Source organism: Patulibacter brassicae, from assembly GCF_033949425.1.
GTDB classification, from domain to species: domain Bacteria; phylum Actinomycetota; class Thermoleophilia; order Solirubrobacterales; family Solirubrobacteraceae; genus Patulibacter; species Patulibacter brassicae.
Genome location: NZ_JAXAVX010000008.1, coordinates 11,512 through 38,253 on the forward strand (window position 1 = coordinate 11,512; position 26,742 = coordinate 38,253).

The window sequence follows — 26,742 nt, forward strand, 5'->3', positions numbered from 1 at the left end:
TCGGGCGTCCAGGACTGTACTCACGCTTCCGCGAACCGGCGAGGTCGCGTCGAGCTGTGCGCGGGCAAGCGGTACTCAGACGCGGCGCTGGGACGGGGTCAGGCGGTGAGCGGGGCGCCGGTCGCGTGGAGCGGGCGCTCCGCCGGCGCGTCCTCGCCAGCCAGGCGGTCGCGCAGCTCGGCCAGGGCGGCCGCAGTGCGCGGCCACTGACGCAGGCGCGGCAGGGCGACCCAGGCGGGGGCGCGCAGGCCCGACGCGGTCGCGGCGAGGTGGGCGATCGCGGCGTCGAGGGCGGCCACGGTCGTGGGGTCCGGCGGGGGGCCGTCGGCGCGGGCCGGGGCGGCCATCGCGGCGTGGGCCAGGGCGGTGACCGCCAGGGTCGTCGCCCAGTCGGGCTCCGCCTGCGCGCCGCGCCGGCGGCCGGGCCACGGCGGGCGCCAGGCCAGGTCGCCGAGGGCGTCGGCCTGCACGGCACGCAGGTTCAGCAGCGCCGTCTGCAGCCGGCGGCGCGCCTGGCGCAGGCGGACGCCGGACGGCTCGACCGGGCGCATCGCCGCCGCGTGCAGGACGTCCCCCACCGCCTCGATCACCGCCGCCTGCGCCGTCGGCAGGCGCGTGCGCGCCGTCTGCGGCCAGAGGAACCGGCGGGCGGCCAGGCCGACGGCGCAGCCGAGCGCCGTGTCGAGCAGGCGGGCGCCGAGCAGCGAGCCGACCGGCGTGCCCGGCTGGCCGAGGTCGAAGACGAGCAGCGCGATCGGCGTGACGCACGCCACCGCCACGCCGTAGGCGACCTTGATGAACGCCTGGCCGACCGTCTGGCAGAGCGCCATCACGACGATCACCACCGCGACCGCCGGCCGGAACGCGAGGATCGCCGCCGCGACGACGACCCCCACCCCCGTGCCGAGCATGCGGTGCGCCGTGCGGCGCGCGGTCAGGCGCACGTTGCTGGCCTGCAGCACCGCCACGGCCGTCAGGCCGACCCACGCGCCGCGCTCGACGCCGATCGCCAGGCCCAGCAGGACGCCCGCGGCCGCGGCGACGCCGTTGCGCACCGCCGTCGGCACGACGAGCGAGCTCGGCCGCAGCGCGCGCCGCAGCGCCGCCAGCGCCCGCGGCCGGTGGCGCGGCGCGAACGGGACGAACGTCTCGTCCCACCGCCGCGCCGGATCCGCCGCCCGGCGCAGCGCCAGCGCCGCCGCCTCGAGCCGGTGGCCCGGCGGCGTGTCGGGCGCGTCGTCCGGCAGCCGGACCGGCGTCGCACGCGACGGGTCATCGACGCTCTCGGCAAGCGCCCGCAGCGCCGCCGACCACGCCGGATCGACCGCGGCGTCCTGGCGCAGCGCCAGCCCGACGGCCGCGTCGAGCACCGCCTCGAGCGCGATCGTCAGCTCGGTCAGGCGCCGGCGCGCCGGGTCCCCGTCGCCGGCGGCGCGCATCGCCTGCGCGGCGTCGCGCACGGCGAGCACTGCACGCTGGCGCGCCGTGTCGACCTCGTCCTCGTCGCCGTCGACGCGCTCCAGCAGCTCAGCCACCGCGAGCACCCCGCCGCGCACGGCGTCCTCCTCCGGCCCCCGCGGGCGGCGCAGCGCCCCGGCGAGCGCCAGCGACCCGACGAGCGCCGCCGCCAGCAGCACGACGCCCGCGCGCTCCGGCGCGGCACCCGGGTCGACGGGCAGCGAGATCGCCACGAGGTAGCTCAGCGTCGGCATGAACTCGCGTGGGGGCCCGACCTCGAAGGCGAGGCAGAGCAGCGCCGCGGACGCCACGACCGGCCCGGCGAGCACCGCCGCCAGCCACGGGTGCGGCGCGGCGAGCGTGCCGATCGCCATCGCGAGCGCCAGGCCGACGCCGACCCCGGCCAGCACCCGGGCGCGCTTGCGGTACGGGACGTCGCCGGCGTACATCGCCACGAACGCTCCCTGGGTGGCGATCGCCCCCCACGCGACCTCGCCGAGCAGCGCCCCGATGCTCAGCGGCAGGACGAAGCTCAGGCCGATCCGCAGCGCCCGGGTCCGGCGCGCCCAGCCGGCGCGCAGGATCGAGCGGAGCAGGACGGGCATCGCCCGCCAACGGTACGCCCCCGGCCACCCGATCCCCGTGACGCGCGCCACGCGCGTACACCACCGGAGGCGGTGCAACATCGAACCCAGCCCTCCTGCGCGCCCGCGATCGGCGTCTAGGATGCCCCGCAGCCCACGGAACGCGGTTTGCCGCCGTGCGTTCCCCCCGGGTGCATCGACCGATCCGTTCCCTGCTGCCGTGCCGCTGCGCACGGGCCGCTCGGGACCCGTCCCGTCACGACTTCGCGCACATGGACTCCAGCTTTCGAGGGAACTACGACTCCGGGGAGGACTTCGTCCTCGAGTACGGGGACCTCCGCTTCACCTTCAACGAGCGCGACTTCGCGGAGCGGTGCGAGCAGGCCGCCGTGCGGCTGGGCTTCGTCCACGACCGCCTCGACCCATCCGAGGTCGACGACCTCGTGAACCTCACGGTCAACGGGGAGGTCGACGAGCCCCTCTCGAACCTCGGCGCCCACGTCAACGACTGCTGGGCCGAGCTCTCCGGGCCCGCCGAGCGCTCGCTCGTGCACTGGCTGCGCCGCCTCGTCTTCCGCGGCGCCTGGCTCGACCAGCGCGTGAAGGAGGGCGAGCTCGACGTCCGCTTCGACGAGCGCGAGCAGCGCTTCGAGTACGTCCAGCCCGCCCGGGACCACGAGCCGGTCGAGCTCGCTCCCGCCCCCTCGTGGTTCACCGTCGCCTACGTCCCGGTCGACGAGCGCCGCTGAGCCAGCACCGCCGGATCCGCCCGGCCCGGAGATGACGAAGGCCCCGCACCGCGGGGCCTTCGTCGTTCCAGGGAGCCGCACCGTCGCCCCGCGCGCACCGGGCGCGCGGGACCGACGGCGGGAATCAGCCCTCGAGGAGCTCCGCGCGCGCGGCGGCGATCGCCGCGGCGCCTTCCTCGCCGACCAGCAGCTCGGGCCGCAGCGTCGTCGAGGCGGCGAGGTCGAGCGCCGGGAAGCGGCCGGTGCCGGCCAGCCCGCGGTCGAGCACGACGACCGTGCTCTCGCCGCCGACCGGCTGCTCGCGGGTCGCGACGATCGTCAGCGAGCCGCCGGTGCCGAGGCGCCGGGCGGCCGAGAGGATCCGGCGCGCCGCGCCCTCCCCCAGCCCGTCGAGCGTGTCGACGAGCACGACGGCGTGACCGCCGCGGGCCGCGATCCGGCGGCCGCGCTCGACGACCTCGTCGATCGCCTTCGTGCGCTGCTCGGGACCCTCGGACAGGTCGAGCGCCGCGACGGGCGTCACGCCACCCTCGCGCCAGTCGCCCAGCTCCTCCGGGCGGGCGCCGGCCAGGACGGCCAGCAGCTCGACGCCGTCGACGTCGCGCAGCGCGACGGCGAGGCGGCGCAGCGCCTCGGTCTTGCCGGACGCGTGCGGACCGGTGATGAGCGCGCGGGAGCCGCGGCCGATCGGGGTCAGCCACGCGATCGCGGAGACCGTCGGGTCCTCGCTGCGCACGACGAGCAGCTCGTGCGGGCGCAGGACGTCGAGGTCGTCGAAGCGCTCGTCCGGGACGGTCTCGTCGGCCGGGCGGCCGTTGATCGTCTCGACGCGCACGAGCGACGGGAAGCGCTCGCTGCGCCGCGCCGGGCGCGTCGGGCCGCTGACGCGGTCGCCGTCGACGAGCTCGCAGCGGCGGACCTGGCCGGCGGAGACGTAGACCTCGACGCCGTCGGCGGCGGAGAGCAGCCCCGAGCCGTTCGGGGTCACGGCGATCGTGCCCTCGACGGTCTCGCCGTCGGCGACCTGCTTGCCGGCGTCCTCGCGCGGAGCCTCCTCGGACTCCTCGCGACCGCCCCGGCGGCGGCGACGGCCGCGCGGCTCCTCGGCGGGCTCCTCGTCGGCGGCGACGGCCTCCGTCGTCGGCTCGTCGCGGTCCTCGTCGCGGCGACCACCGCGGCGACGGCGACGACGGCCGCCCTCGCGCGGCTCCTCGTCGGACGCGTCGCCGCCGCGACGCTCGATGATCGTGTCGACCAGCTGCTCGCGGCGCAGGCGGCGGAAGCCGTCGATCTGCAGCTCGCCGGCGAGCGCGTGGAGGTCGGCGAGCGTGCTGGACTCCAGGACGTCGCGGGTCAGGACGGACATTGGGTGCTCCTCGATGGGTGGCGTCGGTGGGCGCCCGACCGCGTTGGTGCGCAGCGGTCGGCGACTCGAGGCCCAACCTAACGGACGCGACGGCCCCGCGCGCCGCGGCCGACGATCGTCCGGGTCCGTCCCTCCCCCTCGGGCCCCCCAACGCGAGGCGGCGCCCCGAAGGACGCCGCGTGCAGGGAGTTCGTGGACCCGAGGGCGCGTCAGGCGGTGGCGCCGGACTTCGCGACGAGGCCCTTGAGCCACTCCGCGAACTCGGGGCGCGACTGCCAGTCCTTCGTGAACTGGTCGATGCCCGAGGCCGTCAGCGGGTGCTGCAGCATCTGGCGCAGGATCTTGCCCGGCACCGTCGCGACGTCGGCGCCGAGCGCGGCGGCCGTCGTGACGTGGATCGGGTGGCGGATCGACGCGGCGAGCACCTGCGCGCCGGTCGAGTTCACCGCGACGGCCTCGACGATCTCGCGGGTCGTCTCGGTCGAGTCGATGCCGATGTCGTCCAGCCGGCCGAGGAAGCTCGAGATGTACGTCGCCCCCGCCTCGGCGGCGAGGATCGCCTGCGGCGCGCTGAAGACGAGCGTCATGTTCACCGGGTGGCCGAGCTCGCGCAGGCGGGCGGTCGCCTCCAGCCCGGCGGCGCTGAAGGGGACCTTCACGACGACGCGCTCGTCCAAGCCGCGCAGGGCGACGCCCTCGGCGACCATGCCGTCGGCGTCCTCGCTGACGACCTCGGCCGACGTCGGCCCGTCGACGAGCTCGCAGATCCGGCGGATGATGTCCTCGGGCGCGCCGTCCTCCTTCGCCAGGAGGGACGGGTTCGTGGTCGCGCCGGCGAGCACGCCCCAGCGGGCGATCTCCTCGACCTCAGCGACCGATCCGGTGTCGATGAACAGCTTCATGGGGTGCGGCTCCCTGGAGGGTGGGTGGCGTGCAGGGCGGTCGGCGGACGGCCGGCGGCCCCGCGGGGGCGGGACGCTCCGGCTCGTGGTCTCAGCGTAGCGCGGGCTCCCGGGAGCCCCCGAGCCCGTCGTCGTCCTCGTCGTCGTCGGACTCGTGCAGCCACTGCAGGCGCACGTCGTTGCGGTCGATCGACGGCATCTCCTCGATGCCGTTCATGACGGCGCGGACCTTCAGGTAGTCGGCGGCCTCGCGCACGTCGTGGACGCGGGCGATCGAGAACTTCGTCCGGTCCGCGCACCAGCCCAGGGCGGCGAGCGTGCCCGCCAGCCGCTCGTCGGGCTCGCGGTGGATGATCGTGCCGACGAAGTACTTGCGCGAGACGGCCAGCAGCAGCGGGTGGCCGTGGACGGAGAGCGCCGGCAGGTCGCGCAGCACCTCGACGGACTCCTGCGGCATCTTCGCGAAGTCCGGACCGGGATCGAGGACGATCGCGTCGGACCGGACGCCCGCGGCGAGCGCCCGCTCGCGCAGCTGCCCGAGGACGTTGCGCACGTCGGCCACGACGCGCCCGCCGTAGTCGGGGAAGCGCTCCGTCTTCGGCTCCGCGCGGGTGTGCATGAGCACGATCCCGGCGCCGTGGGCGGCCACGACGCTCGCCAGGCGCGCGTGGTAGAGGCCGCTGACGTCGTTGATGAGGTGCGCGCCGGCGGCCAGCACGGCCTCGGCGACCTCCGGCTTCCACGTGTCGACGGAGACGATCAGGCCGTGCCCGACGAGGCGCTCGACGACCGGCGCGACGCGCTCGATCTCCTCCTTCGCGCTCACCGGCGGGCGGTGCACGATCCCGGACTCGCCGCCGACGTCGATGATCGTCGCGCCGGCGTCGGCGAGCTCGAGGCCCAGGCGCACGCGCTGCTCGACGGTCTCCAGCCGGACGCTGTCGCTGAAGGAGTCCGGCGTGCAGTTGACGATCCCCATCAGGAGGGGGTGCCCGGCCCGGAGCGTGAGGGTCCGTTGGCGCAGGCGGAGGGTCAGCGTGTCGCTCACGCGGGGCTCCCGTCGGAGAGATGGAGGTGGTGGAAGAGGACGTCGCCGGAGCGCCAGACGCCCCGCGGGCGCAGCGTCAGCGGGTCGACCCCGATCGCGCCGTCGAGGATCGTCGGCGCGCCGGTGGTCGCGGTGCCGACGAGCAGCGGCGAGACCGTGAGCAGCAGCTCGTCGAGCAGCCCGTCGCGAACGAGCGCGGCCAGGAGCGTCGGTCCTCCCTCGCAGGCGACGAGGCCGATCTCGCGGCGGTGCAGCTCCCCGAGCACGGTCGCCGGCGAGGCGTCGACCACCTGCACGAGCTCGACGGCGCGCGCCTGCTCGAGCGCCGCGTCGGCCTGCTCGGTGACGACGAGCACGCGGGCCTCGTCCTCGTGCAGCACCGGGACGTCGGCGTCCAGCGATCCCGACCGCGTGACGGTCGCCAGCAGCGGCTCGGGGGTGCGCCCCGCCGTGCGGCGGCGCTCGCGCTGGTCGTCGTCCAGCACCGTCGCGTAGCGCTCGCGGTTCAGCGTGCCGGTGCCGACGAGCAGGGCGTCGGCGCGCTCGCGGACGCCGCGGAAGATCGCGCGGTCCTCGGGACCGCCCAGCGCGCCCGAGCGGCCGGCGACGGTCGCGTGGCCGTCGATCGAGGCGACCATCACCCCGATCGTGCGTGGGCGGCCCGGGACCGCCGGCGCGGGATCGGCGACGATCGCGTCGAGGACGGCCGCCGCGCCGGTCGGCTCGCCGGGGACGAGGGCGGCGTAGCGCGGCGGCTCGCTCACCCGCGCACGACGATGATCGTGTGCGTCGTCGCCGCGGCGGTCGCCACGCCCGGGACCTGCAGCGCGCTCTCGTCGGTGCTCGGCGTCGTCGGGGTCGGCCCGTCGTCGTCGCCGCCGAGGAACGTCAGCGCGAGCACGACGAGCAGGGCGACGAGGAGGATCCCCAGCACGAGGACCTGCCAGCGCGGGGCGCGGCGGCGGGGCCCGATCGGCTGCAGGCGCTCGGCGACGAGCGGGCCCTCGTGGTCGTCCCAGTCGTCGTCGTCCCAGGAGCCGCCGTCCTCGAGGTGCTCGTCGTCCTCGTCGGTGACGTGCTCGGGGTGGGACGGCTGCGGGACGTCGTGGTGCACCGCCTCGTCCTGCGCGAGGCCCAGCGCGGCGACCTCGGCCGAGGACCACTCGACCGTCGCGTCGGGATCGACCGGCTCGCCGCCGGGACCGACGGGCTGCGCCGGCGCGGGGCCCTCGTCGGCGGGGGCGCCGGGCGCCGGGCCGGGCGTGATCGCCGTCGGCTCCTCGAGCGGCGCGGGGTCGTCGGCGGGCGCGGGCGCCAGCGGCTCGCCGGTGGCGGGCTCCGGCGTGGCCGCGGGCGCGACGGGCGACGGGTCGACCGCGGCGGGCGCGGGCGACGCGGCGGGCGCCGGCGACGCGGCGGGCGCGACGGCCTCGGGCTCGGCGGCCGGGGCGCTCGGGGCCGGCGCCTGGACCTGGGCGGCCGCGGCGACGACCGCCTCGCGCAGGCCCTCCGGTGCCGCGGTGCGCGTCCAGGCGCGGTACGACAGGCCGGCCTCCTCGAGCGCGTCGACGACGCTGCGACGCTCGTCGCCGCCCTCGAGCCAGCGGGCCAGGGTCAGGCGCGCCTCGGCCCCGCGCAGCTGCCCGTCCTGGCGCAGCGCGGCGAGGGCGATCGCCTGGCGCGCCTCGGGCGTCGTCAGCGCCTCGCTGGCGATCGAGCTGCCGCGCATCGCGTCGCGGAGCATGAGGCGGGCCTGGGCCAGGACGGCCGCGAGCACCGACGGATCGGCGCGCAGCAGGGTCGCGAGGTCGTTGTGGTCCAGCCGGCTGAGGCCGCGCAGGGCGAGGATCTCGCGCTGGTCGACCGGCAGCACGCGGTTGGCCTTGACGACCGACGCCTGCAGGCTGGCCATCGGGACGTTCGCCTCGTCGTGCGCGCGCAGCTGGGCGGCGTACTCGGGGTTCGCCTCGATCTGGCCGAGCATCTGGCGCGCGTGCCAGCAGCCCATGAGCAGGAGGTCGCGCTCGTCCAGCCCGGCGGGGGCGTCGGCCGGGATCCGCTCGGCGGTGGCGCTGAACGCGGCCACGGTCGCGTGCCAGGCCGCGCCGGGACTGTCCGTGACCCGCAGGGTCAGGTTGTAGACCGTCTCGCCGTCGCGGTCGAAGCGGGCCGCGGTGACGGTCGCCGGGGTGGGCGTGGGGGGCTCAGCTGCGCTCGACATCCCGATCGGCCCCGATCCTAGGCGCTCGCGCGGTCGGGGGGCGCGACCGAGGTCGACCCTTCGTCCAGCCCGGGGGCGCCCACCGCCGCGGGGACGAGCCCCTCCAGGCGCGCCTCCTCCCGGAAGTCCTCGACCGCGGCGGCGGTCGCGGCGGCGTCCCAGCCGCGCTCGGGCGCCATCGCCTCGGCGACGACGCGGACCGCCGCGGCGTCGTCGGAGAGCAGCCGGCGCGCGGCGGTCAGGCCGAGCCGCGTGCGGCGCAGCAGCGCGTCCCCCACGCTCAGCGCCTGCTCGTGCCGGGCGGCGTGGACGACCTCGGCCAGCAGGTCGACCGGGCCGTCGTCGACGACGAAGGACGCGAGCTCCGGCCGGGCCTCGGCGAGCGCGAGGACGTCGCGCGCGACCGAGCCGTAGCGGGCGGCGAGCTGGTCGCGCACGTCCTGGGTGGTGCCCTCGACGTGCGGCAGGCGCAGCGGGTCGATCGGCTGGCCCAGCGGCAGGCGGTCGGTGCGGCACGGGGCCTGGCGCCCCTCCCGCTCCACGAGCCGGTCGACGGTCTGCTTCGCCATCCGCCGCCAGGTCGTGAGCTTGCCGCCGGTGATCGTGAGCATCCCCGACGACGTCTCGTAGAGCTCGGCGCGGCGCGAGATGTCGACGGAGCGCTTCGGGTCGCCGCTGGAGATCAGCGGCCGCACGCCGGCGTAGGCACCCTGGACGTCGTCGGCGGTCAGCGACGTGCCGAAGAACGCGTTGACCCCGTCGAGGATGTACGTCACGTCCTCGACCGGCGGCGGCACGTGGTCGAGGTCGCGGCGGTCGTACTCGTTGTCCGTCGTGCCGACGAGCGTGCGCCCGAGCCACGGCAGGGCGAACATGAACCGCCCGCCGCCCGAGGGGACGATCGCGCCGGAGCGCAGCGGCAGCTTCTCGACCGGCAGCGTCACGTGCGTGCCGCGCGAGGGCCGGATGACCGGGACCTCGGCCTCGTCGCGCAGCTCGGCCGGCCGCAGGCGGTCGGCCCAGACGCCGGTGGCGTTGACGACCGCGGCGGCGCGGATCGGGAACCGCTCGCCGGACACGCGGTCCAGGACCTGGACGCCCTCGGCCCACCCGTCGCGCTCGAGGAGCTCCAGCACCTCGATCCGGTTCAGGCAGACCGCGCCGAAGCGCTCGGCCTCCTGGAGGATCGTCAGCACGAGCCGGCTGTCGTCGGTCTGGCAGTCGTAGAAGAGGTGGCCGCCCGTCGGGCCGCGGCCCGCGAGCGCCGGCAGGTGCTCGACGACCTCGTGCGGGTCCAGCGCGCGGTGGCGGTCCGGGCTCCACGCCTTCTCCTCGTCGGAGAGCGCGCGGCGCCGGCGGCGCCCGCCGCGCCGGGCGTCCACGGCCAGGACGTCGTAGAGGTTCAGGCCGACGCCGGTGATCCGGTCCGGTCGCCCCTGCCCGGCCGCGGCGACGACGAGCGGCAGCGGCGTGACGAGGTGCGGCGCCAGCCGCGCGTTGATCTGCCGCTCCAGCAGCGCCTCGCGCACGAGCCCGAGGTCGAAGCTCGAGAGGTAGCGCAGGCCGCCGTGGACGAGCTTCGAGCTGCGGCTGGACGTGCCGGACGCGTAGTCGGCGCGCTCGACGAGCGCGACGGAGAACCCGCGCGACGCCGCGTCGAGGGCCACGCCGGCGCCGGTGACGCCACCGCCGACCACCACGACGTCGAAGGTCTCCTCCGCCAGGGCGGACAGCGCGTCGGAGCGTTCGAGCACGGCGCCAGGATCGCAGCCGGGGCCGCCGGACGCGAGCGGCCGGGGACCGCGAGGCCGCCCGGCGCGGCCGGCCGCAGGATCGCGATCCCGATCCCTGCCACGCCCCGGGGGTCCGCCGCAGCGGGGACACTCCGGGTCGGACCCGGGGCATCCCCCATGGTGCGCGGGGCCGCCCCGTTGCACCCTGGTGACGTCCCGTCCGTCCGCCAGGAGCACCCGATGCCCGATCCCACGCCCGACCCCTCCCCCGACGAGCCGACCGTCGCACGGCCGTCGCCCGACGACGCGCCGACCGGCGCCGGCGCGGACCCCGCCGGTGGCGCCGAGCGCGGGCTCCTGCGCTCCTCGACCGACCGCGTCCTCTTCGGCGTCTGCGGCGGCATCGGCGAGCGCTACGGCGTGGAGCCGATCCTCATCCGGATCGCGTTCGTCATCGCCGTGTTCTTCGGCGGCTCGGGCCTGCTCTTCTACCTCGCCGCGGCGATCCTCGTGCCCAGCGCGGCCGCTCCCGCGGCCGGCGCTCCGGGGGCGGCCGCCGCGGGCACCGCCGCCAGCGGCGCGGCGCGCCTGCTCGTCGGCATGGCCGCGATCCTCGCGAGCCTCGTCGGGCTCGCCGCCGTGGCGGCGCTCGGCTTCGGCCTGACCGCGTTCTTCGGCGGATGGCCGGTGGCGGTCCTGCTCGTCCTGCTCGGCGTCGTGCTCATCGTCAGCGCGCGCAGCCGCCCGGCCTCCGCCGCGCTGCTGCTCGTCATCGTGTCGCTGGCGATCCCCGCCAGCGCGGCGGTGATCGGCGACGTGCGCGTCGACGACACGGTCGGCGAGCGGACGTTCGCGCCGGTCTCCGCGCCGATCGCCCGCGAGGGCTCGCGGCTGGGCATCGGCGAGCTCACCGTCGACCTGCGCGACCTCGACGCCCCACGGCGCGGCCGCCCGCTGCGGATCCCCGCCCGCGTCGACGTCGGCCACCTCCTCGTGCGCCTGCCGTCGGACCGCTGCATCACGTGGCGGATCCGCAGCGACCTGCGCGTCGCGGGCGAGCTCGTCAGCAGCGGCGACAGCTTCGGCCCCGCCCGGACCTTCCTCAGCGGCACCGGCGAGCGCGAGCTGGAGATCGACCCCGGCGGACGCCGTCGGCCCGTGGTGGAGCTCGACCTGCGCGTCGGCGTCGGCCAGATCGACATCGTCCACGGCTCCGACGGCGACCAGCAGGGCGCGGTGCGCAGCGGCTGGCGCTCCGGCGACCGCGGCGCGACGCTGCGGACGGCCGCCTGCGAGGAGCGGCGTTGAGCCAGCCGGTGACCGCGGTCCGCCTGGCCGGCGTCCTGACGATCCTCGTCGGCGCCGCGCTGGGATGGGCGGAGACCTCCGGGCAGCGCCTCTGCGACGCGCTGCTCGCCGGGACCGTCGCGGTCACCGTGCTCGTGGCCCTGCCGCTGTGGCTCGTCCTGGCGATCCAGCGTCGGCGCGCCCGCCGCGCGCTCGCCACCGGGCCACGGGCCCCGGCGCCCGAGCTCGCGGTCCCCGTCGACCGCCGCGCCGCCTCCGGCACCGTCCTCGGGCTCGTCGGCGTCGCGCTGGCGCTCCTCGGGCTCCAGTGGCTGCTGGGCGTCGACTTCTGGGCGCTGCTGCTGCTGAGCGCCGGCGGGCTGCTCGTCTGGTCCCAGGCCGTGGGTGCCGAGCTCGCGCAGCCGACCGGACGCGCGCCGAGCGGCTGGGAGCGCCTGCTCGGCGTGCCGCGGATGCTCGGTCGCCGACCCGGCGCGGACGGCGGGCGCGACGCGCTCGTGCTCGCCGCCGGCATCGCCCTCGTCGTCCTCGGCGCGCTCGCGCTGCTGTCGTCGCAGGGCGCGCTGGCCTGGAGCCGCAGCAGCCTGCTGCAGACCGTCGTCGTGCTCGTGGCGCTGACGGTCGTCGTCGCCCCGTTCTGGCGGCGCCTCTCGCGCCGCGCGACCGCCGAGCGCAACGAGCGGATCCGCAGCGACGAGCGCGCCGAGGTGGCCGCCCACCTCCACGACTCGGTGCTGCAGACCCTCGCGCTCATCCAGCGCCGCAGCGACGACCCGCGCGAGGTCGCGCGGCTCGCGCGCGGCCAGGAGCGCGAGCTGCGCCTGTGGCTGTCCGGCCGCAGCGAGCGTCCCGACGACGAGACGATGGCGGCGCTGCGCGCCGCCGCCGCGGCCGTCGAGCTCGAGCACGGCGTGGAGGTCGACGTCGTCACCACCGGCGAGCGGGCGCTGGACGACCGCGCCGCCGCGCTCGTCGCCGCCGCCCGCGAGGCGATCGCCAACGCGGCCCGGCACGCCGGGACCGACGCCCAGGGCATGCCGCAGGCCGTCCAGGTCTTCGCCGAGGTGACCGGCGACCGGCTCGAGGTCTTCGTCCGCGACCGCGGACGCGGCTTCGACCCCGACGCGGTGCCCGCCGACCGCCGCGGGGTGCGCGAGTCGATCGTCGGCCGCCTGCGTCGCGCCGGCGGGCGCGCCACCATCCACTCGGCCCCCGGACAGGGGACCGAGGTCGAGCTCTCCCTGCCCCTCGACGCCTGACCCCGGCGACCGGAGCCCCATGACCACGCAGCCGCCCACCGTCGTCCTCGTCGACGACCACGCCCTCTTCCGCGCCGGGGTGCGCGCCGAGCTCGAGCAGGGCGACGGCCACGCCACCGTCCTGGGCGAGGCGGGCGACGTCGACGAGGCCGTGCGCCTCGTGCTGGACCGCGAGCCCGACGTGGTGCTGCTCGACGTCCACATGCCGGGCGGCGGCGGGGTCGAGGTGCTGCGCCGCGTGCACGAGCGCCGCCCGGGGCAGCGGTTCCTCGCGCTGTCCGTCTCCGACGAGCCGGCCGACGTCATCGCGCTGATCCGCGCCGGGGCCCGCGGCTACGTCACGAAGACGATCTCGGGCACCGAGCTCGTCGACGCGCTCGGTCGCGTCCGGGCCGGCGACGCGGTCTTCTCGCCCCGGCTGGCGGGCTTCGTCCTCGACGCCTTCGCCGGCCGGCTCGAGGAGGCGGGCCTGGCGCAGGGCGAGGTCGATCCCGAGCTCGACCAGCTCACCGATCGCGAGCGCGAGGTCCTGCGGCTCATCGCCCGCGGCTACCTCTACAAGGAGGTCGCGCTGCGGCTGTCGATCAGCCCGAAGACCGTCGAGCACCACGTCTCGGCCGTGCTGCGCAAGCTCCAGCTCTCCAACCGCCACGAGCTCACGCGCTGGGCGGCCGAGCGGCGGCTCGTGGACTGAGTCCCACGCCGCTCGCCGTCGGACGGCGAGTCGACCCTACGCATGAGTAGGATCGCCGCCCATGAGCGCGCGGACGATCCTCATCACCGGCTTCCCCGGCTTCATCGGCGCCCGCCTGATCCCGCTGCTGCTCGAGCAGGACCCCGAGGCGAGCGTCGTCGCGCTCGTCGAGCCGCGGATGGTGGAGAAGGCCCACGCCGCCGCGGCCGAGCTGCGGGCCGGCGACCGGCTGCGGATCCAGCCGGGCGACATCACGCTGCCGCGCCTGGGCCTCGACGAGGCGACCGCCCGGACGCTCGCCAACGACGTCGTCGCGGTCCACCACCTCGCCGCGATCTACGACCTCGCCGTCCCCCAGGCGCTCGCCGAGCGCGTGAACGTCCTGGGCACCCAGCACGTCGTGGACTTCTGCCGGACCTGCCCGCGCCTGGAGCGCCACCACTACGTCTCGACCGCCTACGTCGCCGGCCTGCGCGGCGGGCGCGTGATGGAGGCGGACCTCGCCGCCGGCCAGCAGTTCAAGAACCACTACGAGTCGACGAAGTTCGCCGCCGAGGTCCTCGTCCGCGCGTCGATGGACGACGTCCCGACGACGATCTACCGACCGGGCATCGTCGTCGGCGACTCGCGCACGGGCGCGACGCAGAAGTTCGACGGGCCCTATTACCTGCTGCGCGTGATCTCCGCGTCGCTGCGCCGCGGCGGCGGGCTGCTCTTCCAGCCCGGGGCGATGACCGCGCCGTTCAACGTCGTCCCGGTCGACTTCATCGTCGACGCGATCGCCGCCGGCGCCCGGACCGACGACGACCGCTTCGTCGGCGAGACCCTCCACCTCGTGGACCCCGACCCGGTGAGCGCCGCCGAGCTCTTCCGCCTGCTCTGCGTGGAGTACGCGGGTCGCGAGCCGCAGGTGCGCCTGCCGTTCGCGCTGGTCGACCAGGCGCTGCGCCTGGCGCCGGTCCGCGCCCTCTACGGGGGCACGCCGCGGGAGTCGCTGCGCTACCTCGGCCACGAGGTGCGCTACGACACCTCGCGCGCCACGCAGCTGCTCGCGAGCCGGGGCCTGCGGTGCCCGTCGCTGGCGGAGTACGTCGGGCCCGTGGTCGCGTTCTTCCGCGAGCACGAGGACGACCCGGCCTACGCGCCGGCGGGTCGGTGAGCGCCGGACGCCCGGACCGTCGCGCCGGGGCGGGCCTGCGCAACTCGCCGCGACCGACGGGGTTCTGAGGGACGTGGTCTCCCGCCGCTCCTCCCTCCTCGTCCTCGCCCTGGCCGGCGCGCTCGCCGGCCTGCCCGCGTCGCCCGCCCAGGCCGCCCTGGCGGGGCCCGAGGCGCTCTCGGTCGAGAGCGGCGACACGGCGCTGGACGGCTGGGGCGGCTGGCTCGTCTGGAGCCGCCGCGACGCCGGCGGCACGTTCACGCTCGTCGCGCGCGCGCCGGACGGGACGGGGCTCGCGCTGCCCGCTCCGGCGCAGCGGCGGCCCTACGACGCGCGGATCGGTCCCGGACCGGACGGGCGGCCGCTCGTGGTGTACTCGCGCTGCGCCGCACCGGCCGCGCAGCCCCCGACGGGCTGCGATGTCTGGCGGATCGACCCGCAGAGCGGCGAGACCCGCGTCGTGGCCGCCGCGAGCCGGCCCGACGTCGACGAGCGCCTGCCGACCGTCTGGGGCACGCGGATCGCGTTCGCTCGCCAGGAGCGCGGCAGCCGCGCACGCCGGGTCGGGATCGCCATCGCGGCGCTCGACGGTCCCGCACCGCGGCGGGCGGTCGTGCACGGGCCGCGCAACGAGCGGCGCGGCCGCCGGCCGGTCCGGGCGCGCAGCTACGGCCCCGTGGGCCTGGACCTCGTCGGCCGGCGCCTCGCCTACACCTGGGAGGTCCGTCGCCGCTCCGGCACGGTGGGCAGCCTGCGGACGGCCCTGCTGACCGGATCGACCCGGGCGCCGGCCGTGCGATCGGCGCAGGGGCTCTTCGAGCTGCCGGCCGCGCGCGGCTCGGTCTCGGCGCTCGGCAGCCCCGCGCTCGGCGGCGGCCAGAGCACGGGCCTGCAGGTCCTCGCCCCCGTGATCCGCACCGGCGGCGGTGGCCGCTCGACGATCGTGCGCACGACGATCGGCGGCTCGCGCGCCTGGAAGCTCGAGAGCGGCTTCACGGCCGGGCAGACCGAGCGCTACGGCTCGGCGCTCAGCGCGGTGGCGTGGCTCGACGACGCGCGGATCGCCACGGTCCGGCGCCTCGCCAGCGACGGCCGCTACGGCTGCCGGTCGGCCGCCGCGCCGGGCACCGAGGGCTGCGAGGTCCTCGCGTTGCGCCTGCGCGCCCAGCCCTGGCGCGCGCTGCGCTGAGCCCGAGCGCCTCGCGGCGCCACGCGCCGGCGCCGCCCTTCGCAGCGACGCCGCGCGCCGGCGCCGCGGGGACGGCGCCGGTCGGCCGCCTCGCCCGATCAGGCGTCGAGCACCTCGACGACGCCCGCCGCGCCGTCGACCCGCACGCGCATCCCGTCGCGCAGGTCCCGCGTCCCCGTGCGGGTGTTCGAGACGCACGGCAGCCCGAGCTCGCGGCAGACGATCGCCGCGTGGCTCAGCGCGCTGCCGACGTTCGTCACCACGGCGCTGGCGAGCGGGAACAGCGACGCCCAGCTCGGGTCGGTCGCGTGGCAGACGAGGATCGTCCCCTCCGGGATGTCGGCGCCGGCCAGGTCGGTGATGACGCGGACGGTGCCCTCCGCGACGCCGGAGCTCACCCCGAGGCCGGTCAGCCGCCGGGTCGACCCGTCGCCCGGGTCCGCCGAGGCCGCGACGGGCTCGGGCACGCCGTGCCAGACGTGCGGCAGCTCGGCCGCCTCGAACGCCGCGTGGTCGACGCGGCGCTGGGCCACGAGCGCCGGGATCGCGTCGCGATCGAGCGCCTCGAGCTCCTCGATCGTGAGGAACTGGACATCGCGCGGGTCCTGGAGCACGCCTTCGTCGTGGAGGTGCCGGCCGACCGCGCGCGACGCCGCGCGCGCGGCGTCGACGGTCTGGAGCATCGCCGCGCGGCCCCGCTCGCGCCACATCGGGGCGTGGCCCGAGAAGCGGACGATCGCCCGCACGAGCGGCCAGCGCGCCGGCCCGACCGCCTCGCGCAGGCGGGCCATCGCGTCGGCCCGCGCCTCGCGGCCCCGGGCCGCGATCCGCTCCACGTCCTCGGCCTCCGGCCGACGGCGGTAGGCGGCGGCGAGCTCGCGCACGAGCGACGGGTCCTCGCGCCAGGACACGGACTCCACGAGCCCCTCGCGCGGCCCGTGGTAGCCGTGCGCGCGCTGGAACGCCGGGACGTCGATCTCGTCGCGCGCGAGCCGCTGGAGGTCGCGCACGAGGTCGAACTCCGCCGTGCCGTGGTCGCTGCGCACGAGCTCGCGCTCCAGCCCCGGCAGCCCGGCGTCCTGCGCCAGCGACTCGACCTTCGCCAGCAGCCCCTGGGCCATGATCGAGAGGACCATGTGGCTGCGGGTGACCTCGGCGTAGCGACGGCGCGCCTCGGCGAGCAGGTCGACGGCGTCGGCGAGCGTCGCGTGCGCGACGCCGAAGGCGACCCGACCCCACCAGGCGAAGACGTCCGCCGCGACCTGCTCCTGCTCGCGCATGCGCCGGCGGACGGTCAGCGGCATCCGCACCGCGACGATCGGCCACCGCCGGATCCGCTCGAGGAACGGCGGCTCGGTGTTCTCCTCCGGCACCGAGCCGAAGAGCTGCTCCTCCATCTGGGCCGCCGAGCTGCCGGGCAGGCGCCCCGCCAGCTGGCACATGACGTCGACGTTGGCGATCGCGCGACCGTGGGCGACGGTGATGAAGCGCAGGTCGACGTCGGCGGGGACGCCGCGCTCGCGCTCGCGCAGGACGCCGAAGTCGGTCCAGCAGTCCCGCATCGTCGCCTCGGTCGCCGGGTCGTACACCGACCAGGTCAGCGGCGTGACGATGCCCGGGAACGCCTCGTCGACGTTCGCCGTCGTCCAGCGGACGCGGCTGCCGGGCAGGTGCACCGGGCTCGCGTCGAGGTCGGGCCCGTCGGGCTCCGGCGGCAGCGAGAAGTCCACGCCGGTGACCGGCCGCGCCTGCAGCAGGACGAGCGTCCCGTCGGCGAGCGCCCACTCCACGTCCTGCGGGCTGCCGTAGTGCTCGGCGACGCGGGCCCCGAGCCGCGCGAGCTCGGCGGCGCGCTCGTCGTCGAGCGCGGGCCGGGCCCGACGCTCCGGCTCGACGTCGCGCTCGATCGTGCCGCGGCCGGTCTCGGGGTCGCGGACGACCTCGACCTCCTTGCCGCCGATCACGCGGTCCAGGACGCGCCAGCTGCCGTGCTCGACGACGAGCTGGTCGGGCGTCGTGATGCCGGAGACGACCGCCTCCCCCAGCCCCCAGCTCGCGTTGACGAGCAGGCGATCGGTGCGCCGGCGGACGGGGTCGGCCGTGAAGAGCACGCCGGCGACCTCGGAGGCCACCATCCGCTGGACGACGACCGCGATCGAGGGCAGCGGATCGATCCCGCGCTGCCGGCGGTAGTCGATCGCGCGGGCCGTGTAGAGGCTCGCCCACGCGCCGCGCACGGCGTCCAGCAGCTCGTTCTCGCCGCGGACGTCGAGGTACGTGTCGTGCTGGCCGGCGAACGCGGCGCCCTCGAGGTCCTCCGCGGTGCCCGACGAGCGCACCGCGACGAAGCCGCTGCCGAGCTCGGCGTAGGCGGCGCGCACCGGCATCGAGACGGCGTCCGGGATCGCCGCCTGCTCGATCCGCTCGCGGATCGTCGCGGCGGCGTCCTCGAGCGCCGCGAGGTCGCCGGCGGGCAGGCCGTCGAGGAGCTCCCGGACCCCGTCGCGCAGGGCGTCGACGTGCGCGTCGTAGGCGCGGGTGCTGACGACGAACCCCTCGGGCACCGGGAACCCGGCCTGCACGAGGCGGCCGAGGTTCGCGCCCTTGCCCCCGACGACGTCGTGGTCGGTGGCCTGGGGATCCGCGAACCAGACCGTCGGACGGGCCTCGGTCGTGTCGACGATGGGCGGCTCGGCGGTCATCGGGTGGCTCCGGTGGTCGAGAGGGCGGCCGGGCGCGCGCGCCAGGCCTCCAGCAGCGCGGCGTTCTGGCCCGGCGTGCTGCCGTAGGTGGCGATCTCGTCCGCGCCGGCGTCGCGGTAGCGCTGCAGCGCCGCCACGCACGCCGGCACGTCGCCGAAGGCGCAGGACTCCTCCATCCACGCGTCCGGCACGAGCGTCGCCGGCTCCAGCAGCTCGCGCCGGTGGAAGGCCGTGTCGGCGAGCTCGTCGCCGCCGGCGGCGGCCTGCCGGGCCCGCATCGCCTCGCGCAGGCGCTCGGCGGGCTCCCGGTCCCAGCCGTTGACCCGCAGCAGGGAGTTGCCGTACTCCGGCGCCTGGAGGTACGTCACCGCCCGGGCGTGGGCGAGCGTCCGGGCCTCCTCCTCGCCGAGGTCCGGCGCGGTGACGACGCACTGGACGATCCGCAGCGACGCGGGGTCGCGATCGATCCGCTCGCACGCCTCGCGCAGGCGACGGACCGAGCCGGCGGTCGCCTCGGGGGTCATCATCGGCGGCAGGATCACGCCGTCGAAGGTCTGCGCGACCGCCGCAGCGGCCTTGGGCAGGCCGAAGGTGCCGTAGTACACCCGCGGCGGCGGTCCCTCGTACACGTCCCCGAGCTTGATCGCCCGGTACGTGCCGGCGGGCCCGTCGTAGTCCAGCGTCTCGCCGGCCCACAGCCGGCGAAGGATGTCGACGTAGTCGCGGATGCCGTCGAAGCCCGCGGTCCGCAGGCCCTCGTGGCGCAGGTAGGCGTGGTCGCCGCGGCCGAGGCCGAGGATGAACCGCGGCCCGGCGACGGCCTGCATCGTGGCCCCGAAGGCCGCCATGTGCAGGACGTGGCGACGCGCCGGCGAGACGAGCCCCGTCCCGAGCCCGATCCGCTCGGTGCGCACCCCCGCGGCGCCGAGGAAGACCGCGGCCTCCTTGAGGTTCCACCGCTCCGAGAACCACGCGTTGACGAAGCCGAGCTCCTCGGCCTGCACCGCGTCGTCGATGCCCTGGCGGACCGTCCGGACCGCCGTCTCGTCGCTCGCGTCCGCGGGCAGGTGCGAGGCGACCCGTCCCGCGACGAGGTAGGCGCTGATGTCCTCGACCACCGGACCGGGCATCAGGACCGCCCCCCGAGCGCCGCGCGGACGAAGTCGGTCCACATCGCCACCTGGCTGTCGCCGTACCCGACGCGTCCGTCGCACTCCCAGCGGGCCAGGCCGACCGACATGTGGACGTTGGACCAGGTGTGCCACGGCGCCGAGGCGCGCAGCGTGCCGTGGAGGCGGTGCTCCTGCCCCTCGTCGTCGGTCACGACGACCTCGTGGCCCGCCTGACGGCGCCCGGCGCGGTCCCACTCGGTGCGGATGACCGCGGAGGTGACGGTCCGCAGCCGGCCGTCGCGCCAGACCCAGCCGCGGTTCATCGCCTGCGCCATCGCCGGGTCGGCGGCGAAGCGGTCGCGCCACTCCGCGGTCTCCGGGTCCTCGAGGCCCGTGACGTGGATGGCGAAGTCGTTGTCGAACGCGGCGACGAGCCAGTGGATGCCGGGCAGCCCGGTCGGGTCCTCGGTCCGGGCCTCGCCCCAGGAGCGGTCGCGGACGGCCAGGCCGTCGACGACGTGCTCCTCGCCGCGCAGCCGGACCGTGCCGGACGTGCGCATGATCTGGTCGAAGTGTCGGTTGGACGGCAGCATCGCGGGCGGCATGACGGCGGTGAGCGTCACGTCGATCGCGTTGTCGCGCGCGGCGTCCTCGTAGGTCATCCGGACCTCGCGCAGCGGCTCGAGCACCTGATGGCGGTAGCCGGAGGGCATCGTCACGTCGTCGAGGTCGCCCCCGTCGTCGGTGATCGCGGTGTCGGGCACGAAGTCCCGCATCTCGAAGATCTCGGCCTCCAGCTGGGTGGCCTTGTGGCCCTGCCAGCACCAGACGCCGCCGCTCATGAGGCGGAGGTTCGGGTGCATCCACAGGTAGTTCAGGCAGTGGATGTCCGCCTCCGGGACGTTGAACCCGGTGAAGACGGTCTCCACGAGCGCCGGGCTGGACTCGGTCGCCCGGGCCTCGCGGTGCAGCAGCTCGTCCTCCGGCCGGGCGGTCCCGAAGCCGTCGGCGATCTGCGGGTTCATGAAGTACGACGTGTTCTGGCCCATGGCTCCTCCGGGGTCGTCACCGAGCCGCCCTCGTGCGGTCTCGACGGCGCCGCGCCCGTCGGTCCTCCCCGGCCCGGGCGCGGGCGGCGCGATCAAAGTACACGTTGTGTACTTCGGTGTCCACCCCGTCCGCACACGCTGTCCGGACGCGCGGCGGCGGCGCCGGTCTCCGTCCGCGCCTGCGCGCGTTCTCGGGGCCCCGCCCCGACCGCGGCGGACCGCGGCGACGCGCGTCGGGGGCACCGGCCGGGCGGCGCCTCCGCGGGATGCGGGCCACCCGAGGCGAGCCGCGGGCGGAGGCGGGAGGCGGGAGGCGGGCCGCTACTTCGCGGCGCGGACCGGCAGCGCGATGACGTCGCCGCCGGAGACGGCGATCGCGAGCCGGTTGCGCAGCGTCCGCTCGTCGAAGGCGGCGATCGCGCGGGCCAGGCCGTCCGCGTCGGTGCCGCTGATGATCCAGCTCGGAGGCTCGTCGCGGTAGCGGGACGCCACCACGAGGCCGGTCCCGGGGCCGAGGGTCCGCGCGACGGAGCCGTCGGCGGCCAGCAGCTGGACCTGGCGGCCGTCGGCGCGCGGGCGCAGGAAGACGCCGGAGACGCGCGGCCCGAGCTCGAGCAGCCCCGCCGCCGGATCCTGGCGCAGGTCCCGCCACGTGCCGACCGCGATCCGCGCCGTCTCCGGGTTGTAGGAGCTGCGCAGCGGCGCCACCGACGCCGGCAGGCCGTAGCGGACGATGAGGTCGCGCACCTGGCGGCACGCGTCGCCGCGCGGGTCCACGCACTCCAGGCGCAGCGGCCAGCGCTTGCCCTCGAAGCCGTGCACGAACGGCTCCGGGAAGAGGCCGACGCCGCCACGGGGCGGCGTGGCGACCGGGCGCCGCGGGTCGCCGAGGTCGGCGCGGTCGAACCAGACCGTGTCGCCGTCGTGGATCGGCGCCTCGGACGCCGTCTGCCGGTCGGTCGGCCGCTGCTCGTTCGTCGGCTGCGCGTCGTCCAGCGCTCCGGTCTCGGCCGGCACGCCGTTGATGAGGAACCGCCAGCGGCGCTGCCCCGTCGCGGCGCGGTCGCCGATCCGCACGACGTCGCCGGTCCGGTCGGCCTGCGCGTCCGTGGCGCGACGCAGGACGTCGAGGACGCGGTCGCCGTCCTGCACCGCGACGTCGCGCCGGTCGAGCACCTGGACCTCGCCGAAGCGGTCGGTGACGAGCACCCGCACGCCCGTGCCGCGGTCGGTCCCGCCGCAGCCGGCGAGCGCGAGCCCGACCAGGCCGAGGGCGAGGAGACCGCCGCCGCGCACGGCGCGCCACGGGCGGAGGATCGACGGGACGACGGGGCGCGACACCGGGTGGCGAGTGTATTGGCGCGCCTCGCGGCCCCGCGGCGTGGCGCCCGGGACGCAGCGGTAGGCTCGGCCCGTGGCCGTCAACCTGACCCGGATCTACACCCGTCTCGGCGACGCCGGCGAGACGCACCTCGGCGACATGAGCCGCGTGCCGAAGACGCATCCGCGGATCGAGGCCTACGGCGAGATCGACGAGCTGAACAGCCACCTCGGCGTCGTCCTGACGCTGCCGGACCTCCCCGAGCGCCTGCGCCCGTGGCTGCGCCGGGTGCAGAACGACCTCTTCGACCTCGGCGCCGACCTCTCGGTCCCCGAGGACACGGCGTCCGAGCGCAAGGACCGCCTCCGCGCGACGCCGGAGCAGGTCGCCTGGGTCGAGGAGCGCTGCGACGAGGTGAACGCCGAGCTCGAGCCGCTGCGCTCGTTCCTCCTGCCCGGCGGCTCGCCCGCGGCGGCCCACCTGCACGTCGCACGGACGATCTGCCGCCGGGCGGAGCGCCGCGCGCTGCTCGTCGAGGGCGCCAACCCCGAGGTCGCGAAGTACCTCAACCGGCTCTCGGACCTCCTCTTCATCCTCGCCCGCTCGGCGAACGACGGCGACGAGCCGCTCTGGCAGCCCGGCGCCGGTCGCTGATCGCGCCGGCGGCGCCCGTCAGCGCACGGGCGCCAGCGACCGGGCGATCGCCCGCATCTCGGCGTTCGTGAGCTGCGCCGTCAGCGAGTTGGCGACCCAGTAGGTGCCGCGGCTCGTCCGCAGGACGATCCGGCGGATCCGCCGGCCGTCGTACTGCACGGTGAACGTCCGCCCGCCGAGGCGCTCCTTCGATCCGGGGAGCTTCAGCAGCGGCGGGTCGCGCCACGTCGTGCCCTGGATGCCGTACCGCTGGCCCAGGCCCGGCAGGTCGACGACGATCCGGTACGCCGGCCAGGGGTAGAGCTTGCCGCCCGGCGAGGCGATGTCGTAGGCGTGCGTCGCGGCCTCGTCGTACGTCGCGCCGGCGCGGGCGCGGGTCGGTGCGAGCACCGGCAGCTCGGCGAGCTTCTGCTGCAGCTGGCGCCCCAGCTGCGGGCCGGCGTCGGAGGCCTGGATCGTCGCGGGCGTGGCGCGCGCCCGGCGCCGTGCGGCCCGGCGCGCCTTCGTCGAGCGCCGCGACGAGCGGCCGGCGCTGCTGCTGCTCGACGACGAGGTCACGCCGGGCTCGCCGACCGTCCCGGGATGCAGGAACTGCCGGGCGGCGCGCCGCAGCGCGGCCGGGCTGGCGCGGTAGCTGGAGTTGTCGCCGGCGTCGGTGACGTCGAGCTCGATCCGCTTCGTCGCGCCGCCGCTGACCGACAGCGCGAGGTTCGCCAGCCGCAGCAGCTCGCGCCGCTTCTTCAGCTGGGGATCGGTCGTGAGCAGCGGCGCGATCGCCTCCAGCAGGCCGTCGCGGTCGGAGATGAGCTTGCCCGTGGACACCTGCGCCCGCGCGTCGGCGAGGAACGTCTGCTGCCGCGCCTCGCGCACCTTGTCCGTGTCGCCGTGGCGGTAGCGGACGAACGACAGCGCATCCTCGCCGCAGAGCCGCTGGTAGCCCGAGGGCACGTCGATCGCGGCGTACGGCTCGCGGCTGCCGCGCGGCGGGTTGTTGTCGTTGAAGTACGTCCAGTCGATGTCGGCGTAGAGGCAGCCGAGCTCGTTGACCGCCTTGGAGAACGCCGTGAACCGGATCGAGACGTAGTGGTTGATCCGGAACCGCTCGCCGGGACTCGACAGGAGCTGCCGCAGCTTGCGCATGAGGTTCTGCGGGCCCTTCGTGAACGCGCTGTTGAGCTTCACGTTCGGCGATCCCGGCGGCGAGATGAGGAGGTCGCGGGGCAGCGACAGCATCGTCGTGACCTTCTCCTCCGGGTTCAGGCGCACGAGCAGCATCGTGTCGGCCCGCGTCCGGTTGCCCTCGCCGCTGCCGAAGCGGTGGTCGTCGCCGACGAGCAGCAGCGTCTGCGGCTCGCCGCGCGCGGACCCGTCGACGTCGACGTTCGCGTCCTGACTGGACCGCAGCGCGTCCTCGATGTCCCCGGCGCCCTCGTTGACCACCGCCGCGACGCTCGTGGCGACGACGACGAGCACGACGACCCCCGCGCCGAGCAGGCGCAGGAGGAACGACCGGCCGGACCGAGAGAGCGGAGGAACCTCGGACATCACCCAGAGGCTAGAGGGGTCGTGGCGGTCCGCGTCGTGCTCGCCGCTTCGGCGCCGCGGGCGAGCGGCGGGAGCGCCATGCGCCCGCGCCGCCGCCCTGCGACTCAGCGCACCCCGGCCCGGCGCAGGACCGTGCGCAGCCGCGCGGCCTTCGCGTGGTCGGCGCGGACGACCGCCACCGCCCGCACCTTGCCGCGGCGGGTGACGAACACGACGCGCCGGCCGCCGGCCGCCGGGGCCCGGCGGACCCAGAGCCCGTTGGCGACGCGCCGCGCGCCCCTCGCGGCGACGGCCGCCCGGCTGCCGGGCCGCACGCCCGACACGCGGTGCGCGGCGAGCGTCGAGCTGACCGCGACCGTCCGGCCCTGGTCGTCGAACGCGGCGGCGATCCGGCCCTCGCGTCCGCGGGCGTCCTTCGCGCAGTAGCGGTACGCCCCGCCGGGTCGCTCGGCGGGCTGGCCGACGCGACGCAGCAGCGCCAGGCGCTCCTCCCCCATCCGCAGCGGCCCGACGCCGGCGCCGGTCAGGCGCCCGGCGTCCTGACAGCGCTCCGCGGGCACGCCGGTCGCGCGCTCCCACGTGCGCAGGTACGCCTCGGGGCCGTGCATCAGGTCGTCGACGATCGGGTCGCCGGCGATCTGGCGCAGGTCCTCGACCCAGTCGGGGTAGAGCCCGTAGTGCGCGACGCCCTCGCGGTTGATGTCCCAGGTCCGCTGGCCGGCGTGGTTGCGGTCCAGCACGACGGCGCCGTCGGCGGAGCGGAACGGGTAGCGCACCGGGTTGGCGCTGTTCTTCTCGCGCCGCGGTCCCTGCGCGCCGAAGCCGTTGATGTCGGCGCCGAAGCCGATGCCCAGCCGCGGCAGGCCGACCTCGGCGGCGACCTTGCGCAGCGTCTTCCACTCCGCGGCGAACGACGTCGAGGCCCCCGCGTACGGGCCGATGAAGCCGCCGAGGCGCAGGATCCGCGCCGGCGAGGTCTCGTCCGACCAGCTGTGGCTCGAGATGACGCCGGCGTACCGGCGGCCCTCGATGACCTTCAGCGCCTCGTCGCGCGTCTTCACGCTCATGTGGTCGACCTCGACCATCATGCCCTTGTCCATCATCCGCTCGATGAGCTTGCGGCCGAGGTCGCTGAGCCCGCGCGGGTTGCAGAGCCCGCCGGAGGGATAGACCGGCAGCACGCCGTGGACGCCGAGCGTCGTGAGCAGCTGGGTGACGATGTCCAGCCGCGGGACGACGTCGAGGTCGTAGCGGTCGTGGACGTGCCCGTCCCCGTGGCCGTGCGGGTCGCACTTCTGGAGCTTCAGGAACGAGCCGGTGCTCACGAGGTTGCCGACGTTCGTCAGAAGCCCGGTGAGCCCGCCGTCGCCGGTCGTGCCGCCGAACGGGTTGTCGAACTTGTGGACGGGGAACGCGCTGCGCACCCCGAGGGCGTACATGTCGTCCAGGCGCTTCATGACCTGCTCCTCGGTGCAGGTCGAGCGCCCGCCGGGCAGCGCGCAGTCGAGCACCTCGGAGTTCTCCATCCCGAGGACGATCGCGAGCTTGCCGTCGTTGATCACGCGCCGCGCCTGATCGGGCGAGGTGACGATCCGGAACCAGCCCTTGCCCGGGCCGCCGCTCTGGGCGTCGATGTAGCCCTCGAGCTCGCGGGCCCAGCGCGCCTGCTGCAGCAGCGTGTGCAGCTCGCGGCAGTCGTTGCCCTTGAACGGGTAGATCCGGCAGAGCGCGCCGTTGTCGACGAGGTCGACGACCATCACCCGCAGGCCGCCGCGCCACGCGCGCTCGATCCACTTCCAGTAGGCGCCCTCGTGGGTCAGCGAGTTCCAGCGCGGCCAGTCCTTGAACGTCGGCCAGCCCACCGGATCGTGCGCGCCGAGGGGCCCGGTCGGTGCGTCGGAGAGGAAGTTCTCCAGCACCGCGGCGTTGCCGTTGGCCAGCTGGTGGTCGGGGCAGTCGACGAGCGCCTGCTCGATCCCGTAGGCCGACCACGTGCGGCCGCAGTGGACCCGTCCGCCGATGAAGTTGAAGTTGATCGGGTGGTTGTGGCTGTCCATCAGCCCGCGCACCTCGGCGTCCGGCGCGACGCCGCGGGCCGGGGTCCCGGTCGCGTTGACGTCGGCCTCCGGGAACGTCGCGCAGCCGTCGGCCGCGACGAACGAGAACCGCCCCGGCGTGCCGACGGCGCCGCCGGTCGCGCTGAGCGCGCCCTTCGCGTCGGGCTGCACCGCCAGCTGGCCGCCCGTGAGCGCTTGGAGCTGGAAGCCGTCGCCATCGGGGCGCACCGCCCAGTCCGACGCTCCGCCGAGGACCGTGGCGGGCCGCACGCCCTGGCCGGCCTGCTCCGGTGCGGCGCGGTCGGGGCCGTAGAGGACGTAGCGCCCGAGCGCGGTGGCCTGCATCCGGAACGGCGTGCCGGCTGCGGCCGTCGCGGCGTCCGCGCGATAGCCGCCCCCGACGCGCCGGACGAACTGCCCGGTCTGCGCGGAGCGCACGACGTAGCACCCGTGCACGAGCGCATAGCGGTCCGGCGCGTCCGCCGCCGTGGCCCCCGCGGGAGCGCCGAGCGCGGCGACGAGCACCCCGCTGAGGAGGGTGGCGAGCGTCGCGGCACCGAGTCGGCGCCGGCGGGGTGGTCGTGAGGGACGGCGAACAGGCACGTTCGCGACCTTAACGCGACGAGTTACAC

General features: G+C 76.3%; 20 protein-coding genes. 7 read left to right on the forward strand and 13 right to left on the reverse strand.

Features of this window, described 5'->3' with window-relative positions; all coding sequences use genetic code 11:
- Nucleotides 1–98 precede the first annotated feature (98 nt).
- Nucleotides 99–2,063: an FUSC family protein gene (locus SK069_RS14130; protein ID WP_319954895.1), complete on the reverse strand. Its 1,965-nt coding sequence runs from the start codon at nt 2,061–2,063 to the stop codon at nt 99–101.
- A 251-nt stretch (nt 2,064–2,314) separates the two neighbouring features.
- On the opposite strand from SK069_RS14130, the gene SK069_RS14135 reads away from it, so the two are divergent.
- Nucleotides 2,315–2,791 carry a hypothetical protein gene (locus SK069_RS14135; RefSeq protein ID WP_319954896.1) on the forward strand — a complete coding sequence of 159 codons (477 nt, stop codon included), beginning with the start codon at nt 2,315–2,317 and terminating at the stop codon, nt 2,789–2,791.
- Nucleotides 2,792–2,915: 124 nt separating this feature from the next.
- On the opposite strand, the gene SK069_RS14140 is transcribed toward SK069_RS14135, so the two are convergent.
- The 6 genes from SK069_RS14140 to SK069_RS14165 form a co-directional block, all read right to left on the reverse strand.
- Complete coding sequence (locus SK069_RS14140) at nt 2,916–4,157, reverse strand: Rho termination factor N-terminal domain-containing protein (RefSeq protein WP_319954897.1); 1,242 nt, start codon at nt 4,155–4,157, stop codon at nt 2,916–2,918.
- A 209-nt stretch (nt 4,158–4,366) separates the two neighbouring features.
- On the reverse strand, nt 4,367–5,059 hold the full coding sequence (locus SK069_RS14145) for a transaldolase family protein (RefSeq protein WP_319954898.1): 693 nt from the start codon (nt 5,057–5,059) through the stop codon (nt 4,367–4,369).
- Nucleotides 5,060–5,150: 91 nt separating this feature from the next.
- Nucleotides 5,151–6,107, reverse strand: a complete 957-nt coding sequence (gene folP, locus SK069_RS14150) for a dihydropteroate synthase (protein WP_319954899.1) — start codon at nt 6,105–6,107, stop codon at nt 5,151–5,153.
- Entirely contained in the window at nt 6,104–6,871 is a 768-nt protein-coding gene (locus tag SK069_RS14155) for a dihydrofolate reductase family protein (protein ID WP_319954900.1), read from the reverse strand. The genes folP and SK069_RS14155 overlap by 4 nt, the downstream gene beginning before the upstream one ends.
- A complete protein-coding gene (locus tag SK069_RS14160; RefSeq protein WP_319954901.1) occupies nt 6,868–8,328 on the reverse strand; it encodes a hypothetical protein in 1,461 nt (486 codons plus the stop codon). The genes SK069_RS14155 and SK069_RS14160 overlap by 4 nt, the downstream gene beginning before the upstream one ends.
- A gap of 17 nt (nt 8,329–8,345) precedes the next feature.
- Nucleotides 8,346–10,082, reverse strand: coding sequence for a glycerol-3-phosphate dehydrogenase/oxidase (locus SK069_RS14165; protein ID WP_319954902.1), 1,737 nt, complete (start codon nt 10,080–10,082; stop codon nt 8,346–8,348).
- 219 nt (nt 10,083–10,301) lie between these two features.
- On the opposite strand from SK069_RS14165, the gene SK069_RS14170 reads away from it, so the two are divergent.
- From SK069_RS14170 to SK069_RS14190, 5 genes are all read left to right on the forward strand, one after another.
- Nucleotides 10,302–11,369 (forward strand): PspC domain-containing protein, encoded by a 1,068-nt coding sequence (locus SK069_RS14170; protein WP_319954903.1) that lies wholly within the window; start codon nt 10,302–10,304, stop codon nt 11,367–11,369.
- Nucleotides 11,366–12,628, forward strand: a complete 1,263-nt coding sequence (locus SK069_RS14175; RefSeq protein ID WP_319954904.1) for a sensor histidine kinase — start codon at nt 11,366–11,368, stop codon at nt 12,626–12,628. The genes SK069_RS14170 and SK069_RS14175 overlap by 4 nt, the downstream gene beginning before the upstream one ends.
- A gap of 19 nt (nt 12,629–12,647) precedes the next feature.
- The gene (locus SK069_RS14180) at nt 12,648–13,322 is read left to right on the forward strand and encodes a response regulator transcription factor (protein WP_319954905.1); all 675 of its coding nucleotides are present in this window, start codon (nt 12,648–12,650) and stop codon (nt 13,320–13,322) included.
- A 61-nt stretch (nt 13,323–13,383) separates the two neighbouring features.
- Nucleotides 13,384–14,481 carry an SDR family oxidoreductase gene (locus SK069_RS14185; RefSeq protein ID WP_319954906.1) on the forward strand — a complete coding sequence of 366 codons (1,098 nt, stop codon included), beginning with the start codon at nt 13,384–13,386 and terminating at the stop codon, nt 14,479–14,481.
- Nucleotides 14,482–14,554: 73 nt separating this feature from the next.
- Nucleotides 14,555–15,670, forward strand: coding sequence for a hypothetical protein (locus tag SK069_RS14190; RefSeq protein ID WP_319954907.1), 1,116 nt, complete (start codon nt 14,555–14,557; stop codon nt 15,668–15,670).
- Between the two features lie 98 nt (nt 15,671–15,768).
- Here the strand turns inward: SK069_RS14190 and SK069_RS14195 are convergent, their stop codons facing one another.
- The 4 genes from SK069_RS14195 to SK069_RS14210 form a co-directional block, all read right to left on the reverse strand.
- Nucleotides 15,769–18,372, reverse strand: a complete 2,604-nt coding sequence (locus tag SK069_RS14195) for a PEP/pyruvate-binding domain-containing protein (protein ID WP_319954908.1) — start codon at nt 18,370–18,372, stop codon at nt 15,769–15,771.
- On the reverse strand, nt 18,369–19,502 hold the full coding sequence (locus SK069_RS14200) for a TIGR03857 family LLM class F420-dependent oxidoreductase (RefSeq protein ID WP_319954909.1): 1,134 nt from the start codon (nt 19,500–19,502) through the stop codon (nt 18,369–18,371). The genes SK069_RS14195 and SK069_RS14200 overlap by 4 nt, the downstream gene beginning before the upstream one ends.
- The gene (locus SK069_RS14205) at nt 19,502–20,533 is read right to left on the reverse strand and encodes a DUF7064 domain-containing protein (RefSeq protein ID WP_319954910.1); all 1,032 of its coding nucleotides are present in this window, start codon (nt 20,531–20,533) and stop codon (nt 19,502–19,504) included. Before SK069_RS14205 ends, SK069_RS14200 begins: the two co-directional genes overlap by 1 nt.
- A 321-nt stretch (nt 20,534–20,854) precedes the next feature.
- On the reverse strand, nt 20,855–21,874 hold the full coding sequence (locus tag SK069_RS14210) for a hypothetical protein (protein ID WP_319954911.1): 1,020 nt from the start codon (nt 21,872–21,874) through the stop codon (nt 20,855–20,857).
- Between the two features lie 73 nt (nt 21,875–21,947).
- On the opposite strand from SK069_RS14210, the gene SK069_RS14215 reads away from it, so the two are divergent.
- On the forward strand, nt 21,948–22,508 hold the full coding sequence (locus SK069_RS14215; protein ID WP_319954912.1) for a cob(I)yrinic acid a,c-diamide adenosyltransferase: 561 nt from the start codon (nt 21,948–21,950) through the stop codon (nt 22,506–22,508).
- An 18-nt stretch (nt 22,509–22,526) separates the two neighbouring features.
- On the opposite strand, the gene SK069_RS14220 is transcribed toward SK069_RS14215, so the two are convergent.
- Both SK069_RS14220 and SK069_RS14225 read right to left on the reverse strand, forming a co-directional pair.
- Nucleotides 22,527–24,053, reverse strand: coding sequence for an LCP family protein (locus SK069_RS14220; RefSeq protein WP_319954913.1), 1,527 nt, complete (start codon nt 24,051–24,053; stop codon nt 22,527–22,529).
- Nucleotides 24,054–24,157: 104 nt separating this feature from the next.
- Nucleotides 24,158–26,713: a membrane dipeptidase gene (locus SK069_RS14225; RefSeq protein ID WP_319954914.1), complete on the reverse strand. Its 2,556-nt coding sequence runs from the start codon at nt 26,711–26,713 to the stop codon at nt 24,158–24,160.
- Between the last annotated feature and the right edge of the window lie 29 nt (nt 26,714–26,742).